The 19749-nt window shown below is 69.9% G+C and carries 16 protein-coding genes and 2 rRNA genes (1 of these 18 cut by a window edge); 6 read left to right on the top strand and 12 right to left on the bottom strand.

The genetic code is table 11. The features are described from left to right. Positions 1-210: 210 nt before the first annotated feature. A complete protein-coding gene (locus tag OG550_RS20815; RefSeq protein WP_442906041.1) occupies positions 211-1479 on the top strand; it encodes a C40 family peptidase in 1269 nt (422 codons plus the stop codon). A 194-nt stretch (positions 1480-1673) separates the two neighbouring features. After that, complete coding sequence (locus OG550_RS20810; protein WP_327679713.1) at positions 1674-2405, top strand: phosphatase PAP2 family protein; 732 nt, start codon at positions 1674-1676, stop codon at positions 2403-2405. Between the two features lie 130 nt (positions 2406-2535). Here the strand turns inward: OG550_RS20810 and OG550_RS20805 are convergent, their stop codons facing one another. Further along, the gene (locus tag OG550_RS20805; protein ID WP_327679711.1) at positions 2536-2727 is read right to left on the bottom strand and encodes a hypothetical protein; all 192 of its coding nucleotides are present in this window, start codon (positions 2725-2727) and stop codon (positions 2536-2538) included. Between the two features lie 196 nt (positions 2728-2923). Here OG550_RS20805 and OG550_RS20800 point away from each other — a divergent pair, with 196 nt between their 5' ends. Together OG550_RS20800 and OG550_RS20795 are read left to right on the top strand one after the other, a co-directional pair. Beyond that, complete coding sequence (locus tag OG550_RS20800) at positions 2924-3823, top strand: hypothetical protein (RefSeq protein WP_327679709.1); 900 nt, start codon at positions 2924-2926, stop codon at positions 3821-3823. Positions 3824-4041: 218 nt separating this feature from the next. Then, the gene (locus OG550_RS20795; protein WP_442906040.1) at positions 4042-4248 is read left to right on the top strand and encodes a hypothetical protein; all 207 of its coding nucleotides are present in this window, start codon (positions 4042-4044) and stop codon (positions 4246-4248) included. 300 nt (positions 4249-4548) lie between these two features. Here the strand turns inward: OG550_RS20795 and OG550_RS20790 are convergent, their stop codons facing one another. Further along, positions 4549-5010: a metal-sensitive transcriptional regulator gene (locus OG550_RS20790; RefSeq protein WP_327679707.1), complete on the bottom strand. Its 462-nt coding sequence runs from the start codon at positions 5008-5010 to the stop codon at positions 4549-4551. Positions 5011-5370: 360 nt separating this feature from the next. On the opposite strand from OG550_RS20790, the gene OG550_RS20785 reads away from it, so the two are divergent. Together OG550_RS20785 and OG550_RS20780 are read left to right on the top strand one after the other, a co-directional pair. After that, positions 5371-5991, top strand: coding sequence for a DUF47 domain-containing protein (locus OG550_RS20785; RefSeq protein ID WP_327679705.1), 621 nt, complete (start codon positions 5371-5373; stop codon positions 5989-5991). 5 nt (positions 5992-5996) lie between these two features. After that, a complete protein-coding gene (locus tag OG550_RS20780) occupies positions 5997-6995 on the top strand; it encodes an inorganic phosphate transporter (protein ID WP_327679703.1) in 999 nt (332 codons plus the stop codon). A gap of 337 nt (positions 6996-7332) precedes the next feature. Here the strand turns inward: OG550_RS20780 and pstB are convergent, their stop codons facing one another. The 10 genes from pstB to OG550_RS20730 form a co-directional block, all read right to left on the bottom strand. Beyond that, positions 7333-8109, bottom strand: a complete 777-nt coding sequence (gene pstB / locus OG550_RS20775; protein WP_327679701.1) for a phosphate ABC transporter ATP-binding protein PstB — start codon at positions 8107-8109, stop codon at positions 7333-7335. Between the two features lie 66 nt (positions 8110-8175). Then, positions 8176-9252 (bottom strand): phosphate ABC transporter permease PstA, encoded by a 1077-nt coding sequence (gene pstA / locus OG550_RS20770; protein ID WP_327679700.1) that lies wholly within the window; start codon positions 9250-9252, stop codon positions 8176-8178. Then, complete coding sequence (gene pstC / locus OG550_RS20765; RefSeq protein WP_327679698.1) at positions 9249-10229, bottom strand: phosphate ABC transporter permease subunit PstC; 981 nt, start codon at positions 10227-10229, stop codon at positions 9249-9251. The genes pstA and pstC overlap by 4 nt, the downstream gene beginning before the upstream one ends. A gap of 146 nt (positions 10230-10375) precedes the next feature. Next, positions 10376-11515: a phosphate ABC transporter substrate-binding protein PstS gene (gene pstS / locus OG550_RS20760; RefSeq protein ID WP_327679696.1), complete on the bottom strand. Its 1140-nt coding sequence runs from the start codon at positions 11513-11515 to the stop codon at positions 10376-10378. A 244-nt stretch (positions 11516-11759) separates the two neighbouring features. Then, entirely contained in the window at positions 11760-12239 is a 480-nt protein-coding gene (locus OG550_RS20755; RefSeq protein ID WP_442906039.1) for an NUDIX hydrolase, read from the bottom strand. Position 12240: 1 nt separating this feature from the next. Beyond that, a complete protein-coding gene (locus tag OG550_RS20750) occupies positions 12241-13362 on the bottom strand; it encodes a CHAD domain-containing protein (RefSeq protein ID WP_327679694.1) in 1122 nt (373 codons plus the stop codon). A gap of 151 nt (positions 13363-13513) precedes the next feature. Then, positions 13514-15691 (bottom strand): RNA degradosome polyphosphate kinase, encoded by a 2178-nt coding sequence (locus OG550_RS20745; RefSeq protein ID WP_327684007.1) that lies wholly within the window; start codon positions 15689-15691, stop codon positions 13514-13516. Positions 15692-16187: 496 nt separating this feature from the next. Continuing rightward, positions 16188-17228 (bottom strand): mycothiol synthase, encoded by a 1041-nt coding sequence (gene mshD, locus OG550_RS20740; protein ID WP_327679692.1) that lies wholly within the window; start codon positions 17226-17228, stop codon positions 16188-16190. A gap of 85 nt (positions 17229-17313) precedes the next feature. Then, positions 17314-17430: ribosomal RNA gene (rrf, locus tag OG550_RS20735) — 5S ribosomal RNA — on the bottom strand. 85 nt (positions 17431-17515) lie between these two features. Further along, positions 17516-19749: ribosomal RNA gene (locus OG550_RS20730) — 23S ribosomal RNA — on the bottom strand (it continues 887 nt past the right edge of the window).

Genomic DNA, 19749 nt, shown 5'->3' with positions numbered 1-19749 from the left:
CAAGGGCCCAGACCCCGCCCGCGCGAAGGGTCGGTACCTATTCTTGGCCAGATCTGATGTCGACTTGGCTACTTCTCGCAGATTGGTCGTGAGGCATCGGACACGTACGCGAGGATGTCCACCGTACGAAGGATAGCGCTCACTCTTTGTATCTCTGATGATTGCGGTGAGCAACGCCTTCCGGGACACTTCGACTGACGATTCGTCGGGATGGTGCTGATGGTACTCCGGAAGGCCGGTACGGCCGCCGCCGCTGCGGGAGTTGTCCTGATCGGCTTCGTCGGTCTGGTGACCGTCGGGACGTTCGCGGCGAGTGGGACACCACAACAGTCGGGCAATCGCGCCGGCCTCTCCTCGGGAACCGTTCCGGCGGCGTACCAGGGGCCGATCCAGCAGTGGGGTCAGCTCTGCCCGGACCTCTCGCCACCACTGCTCGCGGCGCAGCTCTACCAGGAAAGCGGTTTCGACCCGCGCGCCCGTTCCTACGTCGGCGCCCAGGGATTGGCGCAGTTCATGCCCGACACCTGGACGGCATACGGCACGGACGGCAACAACGACGGCCGGAAGGACCCGTGGGACCCGCTGGACGCGATCGCCTCCGCGGCCACGTTCGACTGCGCACTGGCCGCCTACGTCGCCAAGGTCCCGGGTGACCGCCAGTCGAACATGCTGGCCGCCTACAACGCCGGCCCGGGCGCGGTGACGAAGTACCAGGGCGTGCCGCCGTACCGGGAGACCCAGGGCTACGTGCGGAACATCCTCGCGTCGGCCCGCAGCTTCGCCGCGCCGGTCGCACCGGTGGAGGTCTCCGCGCAGGCGGCGGGCGCGATCTACTTCGCCCAGACGAAGCTCGGCACCCCCTACCTCTGGGGCGGCGACGGCCTGGAGTCGCAGAACGGGCGGTTCGACTGCTCGGGGCTGTCCCGGGCCGCGTTCGAGTCCGTGGGCATCAAGCTGCCCCGGGTCGCCAACGACCAGTGGTACGCCGGGCCGCACCCCTCCCGTGACCAGCTGCGCCCGGGCGACCTGGTGTTCTGGGCGACCGACCTGAGCGACCCGCGCAGCATCCACCACGTCGGCATCTACGTCGGCGGCGGGTACATGATCAACGCTCCGCACACCAACGCGGTGATCCGCTACGACAAGATCGATACGAAGGAGTACATCGGGGCCACCCGGGTCACCTCGGACGCCGCCGAGGCCCTGCCCGTGCGCAACGCGGACGGCACCGTGATCGCCCCGAGCCGGCCGGGCGACCCGGCGGCCCCGACCACCCCCGCCGCGAACCCGACCGCCTCGACCCCGACCGCCTCGACCCCGACCGCCTCGAACGCCTCCGGCGCAGCGGCGGCCGCCCCGGCCCCCGCTGCGCCGGCCGGTCGGCCCGCCGCCGGGACCCCCGCGCCGGCGGCGGCCAGGGGCCCGGTCGCCACCGGCCCCGGCGCGGCAGGTACAGGTCAACAATCCGCAAAGAGCTGATCGCCCTCGCCCGCCGGGTGTGAGTGCGGTGTGGACGCTGAGTCAAGTTTCCATAACCGCGTGTTTCCGTGGAACGCTGTGCACCGGTTATGACGTTGTGTCCGATGGTCCCGCGTCAGCCCACCTGGCCTGGGCGGCGCTGCGCGGACCACGGCCGGAACGATCAGGTGCTGCGGACCAGAAGGAGGTGCGGCGTGTCGACGCCGCTTGCCGACACGACCAACCCCGACCTCGACCTCCTCTACGCCGTCAACGGCCTGGCCGAGCGTTCCCCGGCCTGGCTCGACCACACGGTCTCCTGGATCGGCGAGTACGGCATCCTGCTCGGTCTGGCCCTGCTCGGCCTGATCGGCTGGCTCCAGGCCAGACGCCGCCCGGACGCCCCGGTGGCCGTCGCCGGGCTGCTCTGGGCCCCGATCGCGGTCGCCGTCGCCGAACTGGCCAACCTGCCGATCTCCGCCATCGTGGACCGCCCCCGCCCCTTCGTCGACCACGCCGGTCTGGAGGTGCTGGTCGAGGGCAAGGCGGGCACGTACTCCTTCGTCAGCGACCACTCCACGATGTCGATGGGCATCGCGGTGGCGCTCTTCCTGGTGAACCGGCGGCTCGGCTGGATCGCCGGGGTCCTGGCCCTGCTGCAGGGCTTCTGCCGGATGTACATGGGCGTCCACTACCCCACCGACGTGATCGGCGGCTTCGCACTGGCCACCGCGGTGGTGCTGCTGCTGGCGCCGATCGCGATGGCCGTGCTCGTCCCGCTCTGCCACGCGATCGGCCGGACGGCGCTCGCTCCGCTGATCCGCGCCCCTCAGGGCGGCAGCGGCGGCAGCGGCGGCCGACGGACGGGCGGGCGCCGACGCGGCGGTGGCTCCCGGGGCGCTGTCCGGGCCGACGAGCAGCCGCCCGAGTCCGATCTGGCGGCCTGACGGCCCGGCCCCGACCGCCCCGTTCGGCTGCGCCGGTCGGCCACGTCGGGCCCGGCCCGCGGTCCCAGTAGGCCCGGTCCCGGGGCCCTGGTCCGGACGCAGGCTGCTCGCACGGACCCGCGCCCCGGCGCTACCCGCCCTCCCCGCCGTTGGCGGCGAGGTGGTCAGCGGCCTCCCGACGGGTGAGGTCGCGCGAACGGCGGGCCGCGGAGAACCAGCCGCAGACGCAGGTCGCGAAGCAGAAGGAACCGCGCTCGCTGATCGCGACACGGTGCTCGGGCATCCGGGTGGTGCCGGGCGCGGCCGGCAGCTCACTGTGCACGTGCTTCACGGTAACGTGCCCGGGCCCCCTGGCGCGACGCCCCGGACCGATTCCCGCACCCGGCGCGCGACACCCGGCGCGCGCCGGGCCCCGCGTAACCCCTGCCGCGTCAACTCGTTTGCCCGGAAAGAGCTCTGCCCACCCACCGGTGGCCGGCGGGGCAGTCGGGCCCGAGGGGGTTGTCGCGAGGATGAAGATGACCGACCAGCAGCGCAGCGGTCGGCGGACCGGCCGGACCGGACCGCGACTGCGCCCGGCGGCGGGGGCCGCACTGCTCGCGGCCGTCCTGGCCGGACTGACCGGCTGCTCGGACGGCGCCGGCGGCGCCTCGGCCGACCAGCAGGCGAGCAGCGGCCCGGACCAGCTCGCCGCCGACCCGCTGACGGCGGTCCGCAACGCCGCCGACATCACCGGCCGGACCGGCTCCGCGCACGCCGCCACCGAGCTGGTGACCGAGTCCGCCGACAAGAAGGCCGTCTTCACCGGCACCGGCGGCTACGACTACGTGAAGCGGATCGGCCGGCTGGAGGTGCAGGTGCCACCGGGCGCGGCGACCACCGGCAAGATCGTCGAGGTGTTGCTGCCGGGCACCGTCTACCTGCAGAACAGCGGCGCCAAGGTGCCCGAGGGCAAATGGGTCAAGCTGGACGTCCGCCAGCTGCCGGACGGCAACCTGGTCAGCGGCGGCGCCACCGACCCGGCCTCCGCGGCGGGGGCGCTGCGCGGCGCGCAGAAGGCGGAGCTGGTCGGCACCGAGACGGTGGGCGGGGCGGCGCTGAAGCACTTCCGCGGCACCCTGGACCTCGCCAAGGCGGCCGACGCCACCGGCGGCCGGGGCGGGGACGGGCTGCGGATGGCGGCGCAGACCTTCACGGTCAAGGAGGTCCCGTACGACGTCTGGCTGGACGAGCAGGGCCGGCTGCACAAGGTGGTCGAGGTCTTCACCTTCGCCGGGGTCGCCGGGTCCAAGGAGTCGAAGGACCAGGTGAAGGTGGTCTCGACGACCTCGCTGACGGAGTTCGGGAAGCCGGTGGAGGCCGCCGAGCCGCCGGCCTCCGACATCTACGCGATGAAGCCCACCGAGAGCCCGAAGTAGCGTCCGGGAGCCGCTCCCGGTGACCGGTCGGCGCGGGGCCGGGAGCGGGGCCAGAGGGGGCGCCGCCGGAGCGGGTGGGGCCGGGACACCTGTCGGGCCACCCGTTTCGGCGGCGCCGAGATGGCCCGTCCGTGCCATGTGGGCGGGCCCCGGAGTGCCTAGGCTGGACGCCGGGTGGCTGCCGCCCGGGCTGGCGAGGCGCTGAAGGGGTGGTGCAGGTGATGTCGTCCACGGGCAGCCGCAGCGGCGGCCACGACGACGCGGCCCTCGACGAGATCGAGCTGGCCGGCGAGCTGATGATCGCGGCCACGGCGAGCAGCGGGGACCGGTTGCCGACCGAGCGGATCGACGAGGTGCTCCTCGACCGGGCGGGCGGCGGTCCGGCCGCCGGGTCCGGACGGGACCACGGGGAGCAGGACGGCTAGAGCGGTCCGGTCGGCACGGGAGGGCCGTACGCGAGGGCCGTGTACGGGAGAACCGTGTCCGGGAAGGCCGTGTCCGGGAGGACCATCTACGCGAAGGTCGGCCATGCGCGCCCGGCGCCGGGACGGACGGTGCGCGCCCGGGGCGCGCACCCTTCGACGCACGCCCCCTATTTCTTGTCGCTGTCCCTGCGCGCCCTCGACCGCAGGGCGTTCCGGCGGCCACGGCGGGTGAGTGCGGCCCACCCGGGCGGTCGGCCCGGGGGCCCGGCGGGGCGGACGGACCGGGCCGGACGCGCGTTCTCAGCTGCGCAGCAGTCGGCCGATCGCCGCGGTGGCCTCGGCGACCTTGGCGTCCAGCTCGGTGCCGCCCTCCTCGGCGGCCGCGGCGACGCAGTGCCGCAGGTGCTCCTCCAGCAGCGAGAGCGCGAAGGACTGCAGGGCCTTGGTGCCGGCCGAGACCTGGGTGAGCACGTCGATGCAGTAGACGTCCTCGTCGACCATCCGCTGCAGACCGCGGATCTGGCCCTCGATCCGGCGCAGCCGCTTGAGGTGCGCGTCCTTCTGCGCGCTGTACCCGTGCGGCCCGGGCGCACCGTGGTGGCCGGCGTGCGCGTCGGCCGACGGCACGGCGGCGGCCGTGGCCGCGGCGGCCGGCCCGGCGGTGACGGCGTCCGACGTGGTCGCGTCCGGCGCGGTCCGCTCGCCGTGCGGTTCCGCCCCGGGCACCGGCTCCGGCTCGGTGCGCGCTTGCGTGGTGGTCATCGGCCCGCCTTCGTCTGAGTGCCTGGTTGGCTGCGTCGGCTTCCAGTGTCCAACACCGGGACCGGTCGTGGTGTTCCTGCGGCGTGGCCGGCGGGCGCGGGACGGCCGCGGGCCCGGCGTCCGCGCGCGGTTCCCCCGTCCGGGGAACACCCGACTCTTCCCGCGCACGGCAGGGGCGATCCGGGCGAGGTTCCGTCAGACTGGGGGCTCACGCCCGCGTCCGGGGTGCAGGTCGGTCCACTGCTGCGGCAGCCGAACGGAAGGGGAAGTTCCGCCTCCTCTTCGCCACCCCGTTTGCGCAATTGCGCTTGGTTGCACCTAGCATCGTTCAGTCCCCTACCCCGCACATCGGAGATTTCCGTGCGTTTTAGCCTGACCCCGAAGGAGACGAGCTTCTACGACATGTTCACCGCTGCCGCGGAGAACCTGGTCGTCGGTTCGAAGCTCCTGCTGGAACTGCTGGGATCAGACGTGTCGGCCCGCGCGGAGATCGTCGAGCGCATGCGCGCCGCCGAGCACGCCGGAGACGACACCACCCATGCGATCTTCCACCAGCTGAACTCGTCCTTCATCACGCCCTTCGACCGCGAGGACATCTACAACCTCGCCTCGTCGCTGGACGACATCATGGACTTCATGGAGGAGGCCGTCGACCTGGTCGTCCTCTATGACATCCAGACCCTCCCCAAGGGCATCGAGCAGCAGATCGAGGTGCTGGCCCGGGCCGCCGAGCTCACCTGCGAGGCGATGCCGAACCTGCGCAGCATGTCCAACCTGACCGAGTACTGGATCGAGGTCAACCGACTGGAGAACCAGGCGGACCAGATCCACCGCAAGCTGCTCGCCCACCTCTTCTCCGGCCAGTACGACGCCATCGAGGTGCTCAAGCTCAAGCAGGTCGTGGACGTCCTTGAGCAGGCGGCGGACGCCTTCGAGCACGTCGCCAACACGGTGGAGACCATCGCGGTCAAGGAGTCCTGACCCTCGTGGACACGGCTGCACTCATCGCCGTCATCGGCGTTGCGTTCTTCTTCACCTACACCAACGGCTTCCACGACTCGGCGAACGCGATCGCCACCTCGGTCTCGACCCGGGCGCTCACCCCCCGGGCCGCGCTCGCGATGGCCGCGGTGATGAACCTCGCGGGAGCCTTCCTGGGCAGCGGGGTCGCCCACACCGTCTCCCAGGGGATCATCGAGACCCCGTCCGGCAACCAGGGGATGGCGATCCTGTTCGCCGCGCTGGTCGGGGCGATCGCCTGGAACCTCGTCACCTGGTACTTCGGCCTGCCGTCCTCCTCCTCGCACGCGCTGTTCGGCGGCATGGTGGGCGCGGCGCTGGCCGGCGGCACCGAGGTGATCTGGAGCGGGGTCCTCGACAAGATCGTCATCCCGATGATCGTCTCGCCGGTGGTCGGCCTGATCGGCGGCTTCCTGGTGATGCTGGCGATCCTCTGGATCTTCCGGCGGGCCAACCCGCACCGGGCCAAGCGCAACTTCCGGGTCGCGCAGACCGCGTCGGCCGCCGCCATGGCCCTCGCGCACGGTCTGCAGGACGCCCAGAAGACCATGGGCATCGTGGTGATGGCCCTCACCATCTCGGGCCACGAGAGCGAGGGCGACCCGATCCCGGTCTGGGTGAAGATCTCCTGCGCCACCATGCTGTCGCTGGGCACCTACGCGGGTGGCTGGCGGATCATGCGGACCCTCGGCCGGAAGATCATCGAGCTGGACCCGCCGCAGGGCTTCGCGGCCGAGGCCACCGCCTCGACCGTCATGTACATCACGTCGTTCGTGTTCAAGGCGCCGATCTCCACCACCCACGTGATCACCTCGGCGATCATGGGTGCGGGGGCCACCAAGCGGATCCGCGCGGTGCGCTGGGGCGTCGCGAAGAACATCGTGCTCGGCTGGTTCATCACGATGCCGGCGGCCGCCATCGTCGCAGCGCTGATGTACTGGCTCGTCCACCTGTTCTGGGGCTGACGGCCGGCGGCCGGGGAGGCCCGGCCGCCGGGCCCGCGCCCGCTCCCGGCCCGCTCCCGCTCCGGGACCACCGGCCCCGCGTCCGCTCCGGGACCCACCGGCCGGCACCCGGACCGCGCGGACGTGGCACAGGACCCGCGCCCGGACCGCGCGGACGTGACAGGGCCCGCCCCCACATCTCGGGGGCGGGCCCTTTTCCATGCTCCGCGGCGGCACCGCCATGCAGCACCGCGGAGCAGCTGAGGTCCGTCGGCCGGCCCCCGGCCCCGCTCCCGGCCCGAAGAACGGGGACCGGGGGCGGGAGCCGGAGGCCGGCCCGTGACGGAGGTGCGGCGGTCTAGCCGAAGCGGCCCGAGATGTAGTCCTCGGTCGCCTGGACGGACGGGTTGGAGAAGATCCGCTGGGTGTCGTCGAGCTCGATCAGCTTGCCCGGCTGGCCGACGCCGGCCAGGTTGAAGAAGGCGGTGCGGTCGCTGACACGGGCCGCCTGCTGCATGTTGTGCGTCACGATCACGATGGTGAACTGCGACTTCAGCTCGCCGATCAGGTCCTCGATGGCGAGGGTGGAGATCGGGTCGAGCGCGGAGCAGGGCTCGTCCATCAGCAGGACCTGCGGCTCGACCGCGATGGCGCGGGCGATGCAGAGGCGCTGCTGCTGGCCGCCGGAGAGGCCGGCGCCCGGCTTGTTCAGGCGGTCCTTGACCTCGTTCCAGAGGTTGGCGCCCTGGAGGGACTTCTCCACCACGCCGTCGAGGACGGACTTCTTGCGGACGCCCGCGAGCTTGAGCCCGGCGACCACGTTGTCGTAGATCGACATGGTCGGGAACGGGTTCGGGCGCTGGAAGACCATGCCGACCGCGCGGCGGACGGCGACCGGGTCGATGCTCGTCCCGTACAGGTTCTCGTCGTCCAGGAGGACCTTGCCCTCGACCCGGGCGTTGGGGATCACCTCGTGCATCCGGTTGAGGGTCCGCAGGAAGGTCGACTTGCCGCAGCCCGAGGGGCCGATGAAGGCCGTCACCGAGCGGGGCTCGATGCTCATCGAGATGTCCTCGATGGCCTTGGTGCTGCCGTAGAAGGCGGACAGTCCGCTGACGTCGATGCGCTTGGCCATGTTCTTTCGTCTTCTTTCAGCCCGCGGCCGGGGGCCGCTAGTAGATGCCGGTCGTACGTCAGTCGGTCAGTGTCCGCCCTTGGGCGAGCGCCAGCGTGCGATGCCCCGGGCGATGAGGTTGAGCGCCATCACGAAGGCGATCAGCACGAGCGCGGCGCCCCAGGCACGGGCGTAGCCGAAGTCGTTGTTCACCATGGCGTACTGCTGCCAGATGTACATCGGCAGCGACTGCTGCGGTCCGTCGAACGGGTTGGAGTTGATGATGTCCGCACCGAAGACCAGCATCATGACCGGCGCGGTCTCACCCGTGATGCGGGCGACCGCGAGCATCACACCGGTGGTGATGCCGCCGATGGCGGTGGGGAGGACGATCCGCAGGATGGTCTTCCACTTCGGCACACCGAGGGCGTACGACGCCTCGCGCAGCTCGTTCGGGACGAGCTTGAGCATCTCCTCCGTGGAGCGGACCACCACCGGCATCATCAGGATGGCCAGCGCGAGGCTGCCCGAGAAGCCCGAGTAGCTGAAGCCGAGGGCGATGTTCCACAGGGACAGGATGAACAGACCGGCGACGATCGACGGGACACCCGTCATGACGTCGACGAAGAAGGTGACCGCCTTGGCGAGCGTGCCGCGGCCGTACTCGACCAGGTAGACGGCGGTCAGCAGACCGATCGGCGCCGCCATCAGGGTGGCCAGCAGCACCTGCTGGATGGTGCCGATCAGCGCGTGGTAGATGCCGCCGCCGGGGCCCGAGTACCGCACGCCCTTCATGGAGTGCGTCAGGAAGTAGCCGTCCACCACCTCGGCGCCCTGCTGGACGGTGTAGGTGATGAGCGCGAGCAGCGGGATGACGGCCAGGATGAAGGCCACCCAGACCAGCGAGGTGGCGAAGCGGTCCTTCGCCTGCCGGCGGCCCTCGACCTGGGCCGCGAGCCCGTAGCTGATGCCGAGGAAGAGGATCGCGGAGATCAGCCCCCACTGGAGCTTGCTCTCCAGGCCGCCGATCAGTCCGATGCCGCAGCCGAGGACGATCGAGCCGACGGCGATGGCGGCCGGGGCCCACTTGGGGAGCCGGTTGGCGGTCAGCGGGCGGCCGACCGGGCGGGCGTCCGCCGGGGCGGAAGTGGTCGCGGCGCTCATGCGTTGGCCCCCGAGTACTCCTTGCGGCGGGCGACGATCAGCCGCGCGGCACCGTTCACCAGCAGGGTGATCACGAACAGGACGAGACCGGAGGCCATCAGCGCGTCGCGGCCGAAGGGCTGGGCCTCGCTGAACTTCAGCGCGATGTTCTGCGCGAAGGTGCCGCCGCCCGGGTCGAGCAGGTGCAGCGAGAGCACGTTGTTGGCGGAGAGCACGACCGCGACGGCGATGGTCTCGCCGAGCGCGCGGCCGAGGCCGAGCATCGAGGCCGAGATGATGCCGGGGCGGCCGAAGGGCAGCACCGCGGTGCGGATCATCTCCCAGCGGGTCGCGCCGAGCGCGAGCGCGGCCTCCTCGTGCATCCGCGGCACCTGCCGGAAGACCTCGCGGCTGACCGCGGTGATGATCGGCAGGATCATGATGGCCAGCAGGATGCCGACGGTGAACAGGGTGCGCGGGGCGGTGCCGACCTTGGACTGGTCGAAGATGTACGTCCAGCCGAGGTACTCGTCCAACCAGCTGGTCAGCCCGTACAGGTGCGGCACCAGGAAGAGCGCGCCCCAGAGGCCGTAGATGATGCTGGGCACGGCCGCCAGCAGGTCCACCAGGTAGGCGAACGGCTGGGCGATCCGCCGCGGCGCGTAGTGCGAGATGTACAGCGCGATCCCGATGGCCACCGGGACGGCGATCGCCATCGCGATCGCCGCGCTGACGATGGTGCCGAACGCGAGGACGGCGATGCCGAAGACCGGCTTCGGGGCGTCCGGCGTCCACTCGAAGGTGGTGAGGAAGTTGCCCTCGTTCTTGGTCAGGGCGATACCCGCGCGCCAGGTCAGGAAGCCTGCGATGGCGGCCATGATGACCAGCAGCAGGATGCCCGACCCGCGGGACAGGTTCATGAAGATCTTGTCGCCGACCCGGCTGTCGCGCTTGCGGCTTTCCCTGCCTCGCGGGGCGGCAGGGGTGGATGAAGTCATTGGTCTACTCCGGTCTGGTGGTGCTGCCCCGAGGGGGCGGCACCCTGGCGGCGGTGCCCCGGACGTGTTGCTAGGTCACTGCATCCGGTGGAGCGGCCCCGGCCCCCCTCGTCCACGGGGCCGCTCCACCGGAGGTGCTACTGGGGTCAGGCCAGCGTCGGGATGATCGCGTTGGCCTTGTCCGTCAGCTCCTTCGGGAGCGGGACGTAGCCCGCCTCGCCGACGGCCTTCTGGCCGGCCTCGCTGGCCGCGTAGGTCAGGAACGCCTTCAGGGCGTCGAGGCTCTCGGCCTTGTTGCCCTTGTCGCAGACGATCTCGTAGGTCACCAGGACGATCGGGTACGAGCCCTCTTCCTTCGTCCCGTAGTCGAGGGTCAGCGCCAGGTCGCTGCCGGTGCCCGCGATCTTCGCCTTGGCGAAGGTGGTGGCGGCGTTGGCGGCGGTGGCCTCGACCGGCTTGGAGGCGCCGGTGTTGATGGCGGCGCTCTTCAGGTTGTTGGTCTGGGCGTAGGACAGCTCGGCGTAGCTGATCGAGTTCTTGACCTGCTTCACCTGGGCGGCGACACCGGCGGAGCCGTTCGCGCCCTGGCCGCCCTTGCCGGCCCAGGCCTTGGCGGCCGGGTAGGACCAGGCGCCGTTGGAGACCTTGGCGAAGTACTTGGTCAGGTTCTCGTTGGTGCCGGAGTCGTCCGTGCGGTGGACGGCCTGGATGTCGGCGTCGGGCAGCTTGGCGCCCGGGTTGAGCGCCGCGATCGCCGAGTCGTTCCACTTGGTGATCTGCGAGTCGAAGATCTTGGCGAGGGTCGGGCCGTCGAGGACCAGGTTGTCGACGCCGTCCACGTTGTAGACGATCGAGATCAGGCCGGCGACGAGCGGCAGGTTGATGCCCTGGCCACCGGTGCAGATCGCCTTGGTCGCGTCGACCTCGGCCGGCTTCAGCGGCGAGTCGGAACCGGCGAACTGGACCTTGCCCTGGGTGAACTGCTGGACACCGGCGCCCGAACCGCCGCCGCCGTAGTTGACGGAGGACTCCTTGCACGCCGCGGCGAAGTTCGTCTTCCAGACGTCGATCGCGTTGCCCTGGGCGGTGGAGCCGGCGGCGAGCAGCGCGGCGGGCTTCGGGCCGCACTCGATCTTGGCGGCCGGGGCGGCGGAGCCGCTGCCCGAGGCGGTGCCGGTGGTGGTGGTGTTCTCGTCCGAACCGCAGGCGGCGAGCGACAGCGAGCTGACGAGCGCCATGGCACCGATCGCGAGGGCCTTGGAGCGGCCGTTCCGCTGGAGCTTCACAGGGTGTCCCTTTCTGTGGCATTGCCCTGCGCGCGGGCCGTGCACGACACGGCGGAGCGCGGGTTTTGCTGTGGTCCGGGGCCCGTTCGGCCCTCCGGTGACACCGAAGTTAAGCCGGGTAGGTGACGCGTCAGCCGGTCGTAAGTGAACGGGGAGTGAACCTCGAACGGATGGCAGGAAACTACGTCAGGTAGTAACGGTTGCGTCACGGGAGGGGCGCGGCTAGATCACTTCCACCGTTCCTTCACCGCTCCGCGGGCGGCACCCGCACCGGCCGCGCCCCGAGCAGCTCCAGCAGCGCGTCGACCAGCCCCCGGTCCCGCTCGTGGGTCAACCGGGCCCTGGCCTTCCCGGCCGGCAGCCACTCCAGCCGGTCCACCTCCCGGTTCGGCCGGAACTCCCCCGCCGCCGGCACCGCCGCCCAGTACCGGACCTCCTTGGGCCGGCCCTGCGCCAGGTAGTGCTGGGCCGGCAGTTCCTGCCCCAGCACACAGGTGAACCCGGTCTCCTCCCACACCTCGCGCAGCGCCGCCTCGACCACGCCCTCGCCCGGGTCCAGCTTCCCCTTCGGCAGGCTCCAGTCGTCGTACTTGGGCCGGTGGATCACCGCGATCCGCGGCCGCCCCAGCCTGCCGCTCTTCTTCACCCGGCCCGGAAGCCAGAGCACCGCCCCCGCCGCCAGCACCACCGGCCCCCGGCCGGGACCCGCCGACCGACCGCCCACCTCAGGCCGTCCGGGATTCCGCCGCCGCCCCCCAGCCCCCGGCCGGCGGAAGCTCCAGCCAGGCCTCCAGCCCGGGCGGCAGCTCCGGCCAGCAGCGCCCGAAGGCGTACCGCGCCGCCTCCACCTCCAACCGCTGGTCGGCGTGGACCACGCCCAGCACGTACGCGGTCGCCGGGGTGATCCGCGGCGTGCGCGCCGCCGTCGCCGCCGTCACCGCCGCGTCCGAGGCCTCCTGGTGCCGCGCGAGCACCCCGTCCAGCTCGTCCAGCACCGCCGACGGCCGCCCGCACACCTCCAGCGCGTACCGGGCCCGCTTCACCAGCACCCGCACCCGGTGCCACGGCGCGTCGTCCGCCGCCAGCGCCGCGTCCGCGTCCAGCGCCCCCCGGGCCTTCGGCACCTCCTGCCCCTGGGCCGGCAGGGGGTGCGGCACCGAGGCCAGCCGGCGCAGGCCGTCCCCGCCGTACGGCGTCGCCGCCCGCTGCAGGGGCAGCTGCTGGGCACCCAGCACCAGCGCGGTGAACGCCGCCCCCGCCTGCGGCAGCAGCACCGTGCCCGCCCGGCCGCCGGCCGACTCCGCCAGCGGCGCCTCCGCCACCAGCAGCGTCATCCGGTCCGCCAGCGCGTGCAGCCGCGCCGACCGCAGCTCCTGCAGCACCGTCGAGTGCGCCCTGGTCCGCGCCAGGGTCAGCTGCCGGTCCAGCAGCGCCCGGGCCTTCGGCGCCCCCACGTGCCCGGCCAGCATGCCCGGACCGTCCGCCTCGCTGCCGTTCAGCCCGTCCAGCGCGCCCAGCAGCCGGGCCGCCCGCCGCACGTACCCCGGCTCCAGCGCCAGCAGGTCGAGCAGCCAGCGCAGCTCCGTCCGCGACTCGCGCGTCCAGCCCGGCTCGAAGGCCGCACCGAAGGTGTGCAGCAGCCCGTTGATCCGCCGCACCGCCCGCAGCAGATCGGAGGTGCCGCCCTCCGCCGGGACGGCGGACGCCCCCGGTCTCGCGCCGACCTCGCCCACCGCCAGCGGCAGCGCGCGCAGGAACGCACTCGCCAGGGCGGTGAGATGGCTGGAGAGGATGTCCCCGGCGGTCGCGGTGGAGGCCGCCTGGGCCGTCATCGGCGCATCGGTCATGACTAGGTAGATCCCCGTTTCCCCCGGGGCCGTCCCCGGGGCTGGTGGCCGACCGCTCAGCGGCTCCCTACCGCTCAGCGGCTCGCGTCAGTGGATCACGCGGTCGCGTCGTCGCGTCTCGCGTCAGCGGGGTCGTGGCGGCGACCGGCCGTCACCGGGCGGTGACGGCCCGGCGGCGCTGACGCGAGTCGATGAGCAGGTCCTGGACGTGCCGCAACTGCTTGCCGTCGGCGTCCTGGGCGTGCCGGGTCCAGGACCCGTCCGGCCCGAGGTGCCAGGACTCCGTCTCGTCCGACACCCCGAGGTCGATCAGCCCGGACAGCTCCGCGCGGTGCGCCGGATCGGTGATCCGCAGCAGGGCCTCGATCCGGCGGTCCAGGTTGCGGTGCATCATGTCGGCGCTGCCGATCCACACCTCCGGATCGCCGTTGTTGCCGAACACGAACACCCGCGAGTGCTCCAGGAAGCGCCCGAGGATGCTGCGCACCCGGATGTTCTCGCTCAGCCCCGGCACACCCGGCCGGATCGCGCTGATCCCGCGCACCCAGACGTCCACAGGCACCCCGGCCTGCGAGGCCCGGTAGAGCGCGTCGATCACGGCCTCGTCGACGATCGAGTTGACCTTGAGCTTCACGTACGCCGGACGGCCGGCCCGGTGGTTCGCGATCTCGTTGTGGATCCGCGAGACCAGACCGTCCCGCAGCCCGCGCGGCGCGGTCAGCAGCCGCCGGTACGACTCTCGGCGCGAGTAGCCGGAGAGCCGGTTGAACAGGTCCGAGAGGTCGGCGCCCACCTGCGGGTCCGAGGTCAGCAGACCGATGTCCTCGTACAGCCGGGCCGTCTTCGGGTGGTAGTTGCCGGTACCGACGTGCGAGTAGCGGCGCAGGGTGTCACCCTCCTGCCGGACCACCAGCGACAGCTTGCAGTGCGTCTTGAGCCCGACCAGCCCGTAGACCACGTGGCAGCCGGACTCCTCCAGCTTGCGGGCCCACTTGATGTTGGCCTGCTCGTCGAAGCGCGCCTTGATCTCCACCAGCACCAGCACCTGCTTGCCGGACTCCGCCGCGTCGATCAGCGCGTCGACGATCGGCGAGTCGCCCGAGGTCCGGTACAGCGTCTGCTTGATCGCCAGCACGTCCGGGTCGGCCGCGGCCTGCTCCAGGAAGGCCTGCACCGACGTGGAGAAGCTGTCGTACGGGTGGTGCAGCAGCACGTCCCGCTCGCGCATCGCGGCGAAGATGTCCGGCTGGGAGGCCGACTCCACGTCGGTCAGCCCGCGCGCGGTGCCCGCCACGAACTTCGGGTACTTCAGCTCCGGCCGGTCCAGCTCGGCGATGCCGAACAGACCGGTCAGGTCGAGCGGACCGGGCAGCGGGAAGACCTCCGCCTCGGTGATGTTCAGCTCCCGCACCAGCAGGTCCAGGATGTACGGGTCGATCGACTCCTCGACCTCCAGCCGCACCGGCGGACCGAACCGCCGCCGCATCAGCTCCTTCTCCAGGGCCTTGAGGATGTTCTCGGTGTCGTCCTCCTCCACCTCAAGGTCCTCGTTGCGGGTCACCCGGAAGGCGTGGTGCGCGAGCACCTCCATCCCCGGGAAGAGCTCCTCCAGGTGCGCCCCCATGACGTCCTCCAGCGGCACGTACCGCTGCGGGGAGGCCTCCAGGAAGCGGGCCAGCGACTGCGGCACCTTCACCCGGGCGAAGTGCTTGTGCCCGGAGACCGGGTTGCGCACGACGACCGCCAGGTTCAGGGAGAGCCCCGATATGTACGGGAAGGGGTGCGCCGGGTCCACCGCCAGCGGGGTGAGCACCGGGAAGATCTTCTGCCGGAACAGGGAGTGCAGCCGCGCCTGCTCCTTCTCCGCCAGCTCGGACCAGCGGACCAGCTCGATCCCCTCGGTCGCGAGGTCAGGCAGCACCTCCTGCTGGAAGGCGGCGGCGTGCCGCGCCATGAGCTCGCGCGAGCGGGTCCAGATCAGGTCCAGCACCTCGCGCGGCTGCAGCCCGGACGCACTGCGCTGGGCGACCCCGGTGGCGATCCGGCGCTTGAGGCCGGCCACCCGGACCATGAAGAACTCGTCCAGGTTGCTGGCGAAGATCGCCAGGAACTTGGCCCGTTCGAGCAGGGGGATACCGGGGTCCTCGGCCAGTTCCAGCACACGTTCGTTGAACGCGAGCCAACTGCGCTCACGATCCAGGAAACGGCCCTGCGGCAACTCCTCGAAGTCCTGCTCGTCCGTGGCCGGCAGCTCGGGCGGAATGCCGAGCGCACTGGACAACCGGGCGGGCGGGGACAGCGGGGCAGAGACGGGGCGGGGGATGCTCATGGGCTCCAGCTCCTCCAGCAGGACGGCGTCCGGACGCGAATTGCTCTGCGGGCCGTCGTCCTCGCCCAGCGCCAACGCCCACCCACCCGGCGCAGTCGTCACAGGACCGGCCAGCGGGTGTCGGCCGATACTGCACGAGCGAGACACTACGGACTTCATCCTGTGATCTTCGCGGCATTAATTGAATCCACGGTAAACACCGCATGGCCAGGAGGAAAGCTGAGTCGGTCGGAGCCGGGGCGTGGGCGCACGACCGTTGCCCCGGCGCCTCCTTCTCCGCTAGGCCGTGTCGCGCCTCCGGGTCACCGCCGCGGCCGGAGCGACGGGCTGCGGCCCGTTGCTCCGACTGCCGTCCGCCGCCGCACCGGCCGGGCGCCGGTGGTGCGCCGGCCGGACGTCCGTGGTGCGATCGGTGCTGCGGTCGATGTCTGTGGTTCGTGGTCGGTGGTTCGTGGTTCGGTGGTCCGGATGGTGGGCCGATCGGTGCCGCGGCGCCTCAGTCGCCGTTCCGGTCACCCCGGTACCGGGTGCGGTACATCAGGTCGATCTCGTGGATCGTGAATCCCAGTCGTTCATATACCCGCACGGCGGCCGGATTGTCGGCGTCGACGTAGAGCAATACGGTCTCCAGGCCGCGCTCGCCCTCTGCGGTGCCCGTCAGGTGGCGCAGGCCTGCCGCCGTGAGGGCCCGGCCGAGACCGCTGCCCTGCTCAGCCGGATCGACCCCGACCACGTACACCTCGCCGAGCGCGGGCTCGGTCGCGGTCGCCGGGTGCACCTTGGTCCAGTGGAAGCCCACCACCTTGCCGTCCCGGGTGGCGAGGAAGAAGCCGGCCGGGTCGAACCAGGGCTCGGCCAGCCGGTCGGCCAGGTCCCGCTGGGTCCACGCACCCTGCTCCGGGTGGTGGGCGAAGGCGAGGGCGTTGAGGCGGAGCCACTCCGCGTCGTCCTCGCCCGGACGGAAGGTCCGCAGCTCGACCCCGTCGGGAAGGGACACGCTCTCGGTCTGCGGTCCCGTCCGACGCATCTGCCGCAGCTCGCGGACCAGCTCGGCCCCGTACCGGTCGGCCAGGTGCCGGGCCGCCGGATGGCCCCCGTGCACCCAGAAGTCCACGTACTCACGACCCGCCCGGTCGGCCTCGACGAGGACGGCGTCCACCAGGGGACGCCCGAAGCCCCGGCCGCGGACGGCCGGCGCGACGACGAGTTCGGCGGACGGGTTGGCACCGCTCCCCTCCGGCACCTCCAGCTGGCCGTAGCCGACGACGTCCTCGCCATCGGCCTCGACGAAGTGGGTCACTCCGGCCCGGGCCGTCTCCGAGGAGCGCAGACGCAGGCGCCCCTGCTCCGAGACGGCCGCCCGACCGTCCACCGCCCGGGCGTCCTCCAGGACGGCCAGGGCTCCGTCACGTTGCTCGGGCCGCAGCACGCCGGCTCCGACGACGGCGCCGACCCCCGCGCCGTCGGTCGGGGAGCCGGTGGCGGATCCGGTCGCAGAGCCAGTTGCGTCGCCCGTAGTCGGCGTTCCATCGTCCATGCCCTGACGATACGTCAACGGGAATCGGAGGGAAACGCAAAGAACCCCCGTCCGTATCCCGGACGGGGGTTCTTTGTGAATGATTGTTCGGCGGCGTCCTACTCTCCCACAGGGTCCCCCCTGCAGTACCATCGGCGCTGTGAGGCTTAGCTTCCGGGTTCGGAATGTAACCGGGCGTTTCCCTCACGCTATGACCACCGAAACACTATGAAACTGTCAACCGCACCCACGACAGGCCATGTCATGGGGGTCGTTGTTTCAGAACAACACAGTGGACGCGAGCAACTGAGGACAAGCCCTCGGCCTATTAGTACCGGTCAACTCCACCCCTTACAGGGCTTCCATATCCGGCCTATCAACCCAGTCGTCTACTGGGAGCCTTACCCTCTCAAGGAGGTGGGAGTGCTCATCTCGAAGCAGGCTTCCCGCTTAGATGCTTTCAGCGGTTATCCCTCCCGAACGTAGCCAACCAGCCATGCCCTTGGCAGGACAACTGGCACACCAGAGGTTCGTCCGTCCCGGTCCTCTCGTACTAGGGACAGCCCTTCTCAACACTCCTACGCGCACAGCGGATAGGGACCGAACTGTCTCACGACGTTCTAAACCCAGCTCGCGTACCGCTTTAATGGGCGAACAGCCCAACCCTTGGGACCTACTCCAGCCCCAGGATGCGACGAGCCGACATCGAGGTGCCAAACCATCCCGTCGATATGGACTCTTGGGGAAGATCAGCCTGTTATCCCCGGGGTACCTTTTATCCGTTGAGCGACGGCGCTTCCACAAGCCACCGCCGGATCACTAGTCCCGACTTTCGTCCCTGCTCGACCCGTCAGTCTCACAGTCAAGCTCCCTTGTGCACTTACACTCAACACCTGATTGCCAACCAGGCTGAGGGAACCTTTGGGCGCCTCCGTTACTCTTTAGGAGGCAACCGCCCCAGTTAAACTACCCACCAGACACTGTCCCTGATCCGGATCACGGACCCAGGTTAGACATCCAGCACGACCAGAGTGGTATTTCAACGACGACTCCACAACAACTGGCGTTGCTGCTTCAAAGTCTCCCACCTATCCTACACAAGCCGAACCGAACACCAATATCAAGCTATAGTAAAGGTCCCGGGGTCTTTCCGTCCTGCTGCGCGAAACGAGCATCTTTACTCGTAATGCAATTTCACCGGGCCTATGGTTGAGACAGTCGAGAAGTCGTTACGCCATTCGTGCAGGTCGGAACTTACCCGACAAGGAATTTCGCTACCTTAGGATGGTTATAGTTACCACCGCCGTTTACTGGCGCTTAAGTTCTCAGCTTCGCCCCACCGAAGTGGAGCTAACCGGTCCCCTTAACGTTCCAGCACCGGGCAGGCGTCAGTCCGTATACATCGCCTTACGGCTTCGCACGGACCTGTGTTTTTAGTAAACAGTCGCTTCTCGCTGGTCTCTGCGGCCACCCCCAGCTCTGGCAGCAAGTGCCGTCACCAGGAATGGCCCCCCTTCTCCCGAAGTTACGGGGGCATTTTGCCGAGTTCCTTAACCATAGTTCACCCGAACGCCTCGGTATTCTCTACCTGACCACCTGAGTCGGTTTGGGGTACGGGCCGCCATGAAACTCGCTAGAGGCTTTTCTCGACAGCATAGGATCATCCACTTCACCACAATCGGCTCGGCATCAGGTCTCAGCCTCAATGAGTGACGGATTTGCCTATCACTCGGCCTACACCCTTACCCCGGGACAACCACCGCCCGGGCTGGACTACCTTCCTGCGTCACCCCATCGCTCACCTAATACAGACTTGGTTCAGCGGCTCCACCACGTCCCTTTGTCCGAAGACTCCGGGCCGGCTTCACGGCTTTAGCATCACCTGGTTCAGCGTTGGCGCTTCAAAGCGGGTACGGGAATATCAACCCGTTGTCCATCGACTACGCCTGTCGGCCTCGCCTTAGGTCCCGACTTACCCTGGGCAGATCAGCTTGACCCAGGAACCCTTGGTCAATCGGCGCAAGAGTTTCTCACTCTTGTATCGCTACTCATGCCTGCATTCTCACTCGTGTACCGTCCACGACTGGTTTCCACCGCCGCTTCACCCGGCACACGACGCTCCCCTACCCATCACAGCAGGCGTTGGCCCTATGTGCTGCAATGACACGACTTCGGTGATGTGCTTGAGCCCCGCTACATTGTCGGCGCGGAATCACTTGACCAGTGAGCTATTACGCACTCTTTCAAGGGTGGCTGCTTCTAAGCCAACCTCCTGGTTGTCTCTGCGACTCCACATCCTTTCCCACTTAGCACACGCTTAGGGACCTTAGTCGGTGTTCTGGGCTGTTTCCCTCTCGACCATGGAGCTTATCCCCCACAGTCTCACTGCCACGCTCTCACTTACCGGCATTCGGAGTTTGGCTAAGGTCAGTAACCCGGTGAGGCCCATCGCCTATCCAGTGCTCTACCTCCGGCAAGAAACACGTGACGCTGCACCTAAATGCATTTCGGGGAGAACCAGCTATCACGGAGTTTGATTGGC

Origin of the sequence: Kitasatospora sp. NBC_00458, assembly GCF_036013975.1 — a bacterium.
Classification (GTDB): Bacteria; Actinomycetota; Actinomycetes; order Streptomycetales; family Streptomycetaceae; genus Kitasatospora.
The sequence above is the reverse complement of the archived record's forward strand: the minus strand, read 5'-3'. Positions and strand labels throughout refer to the sequence as shown.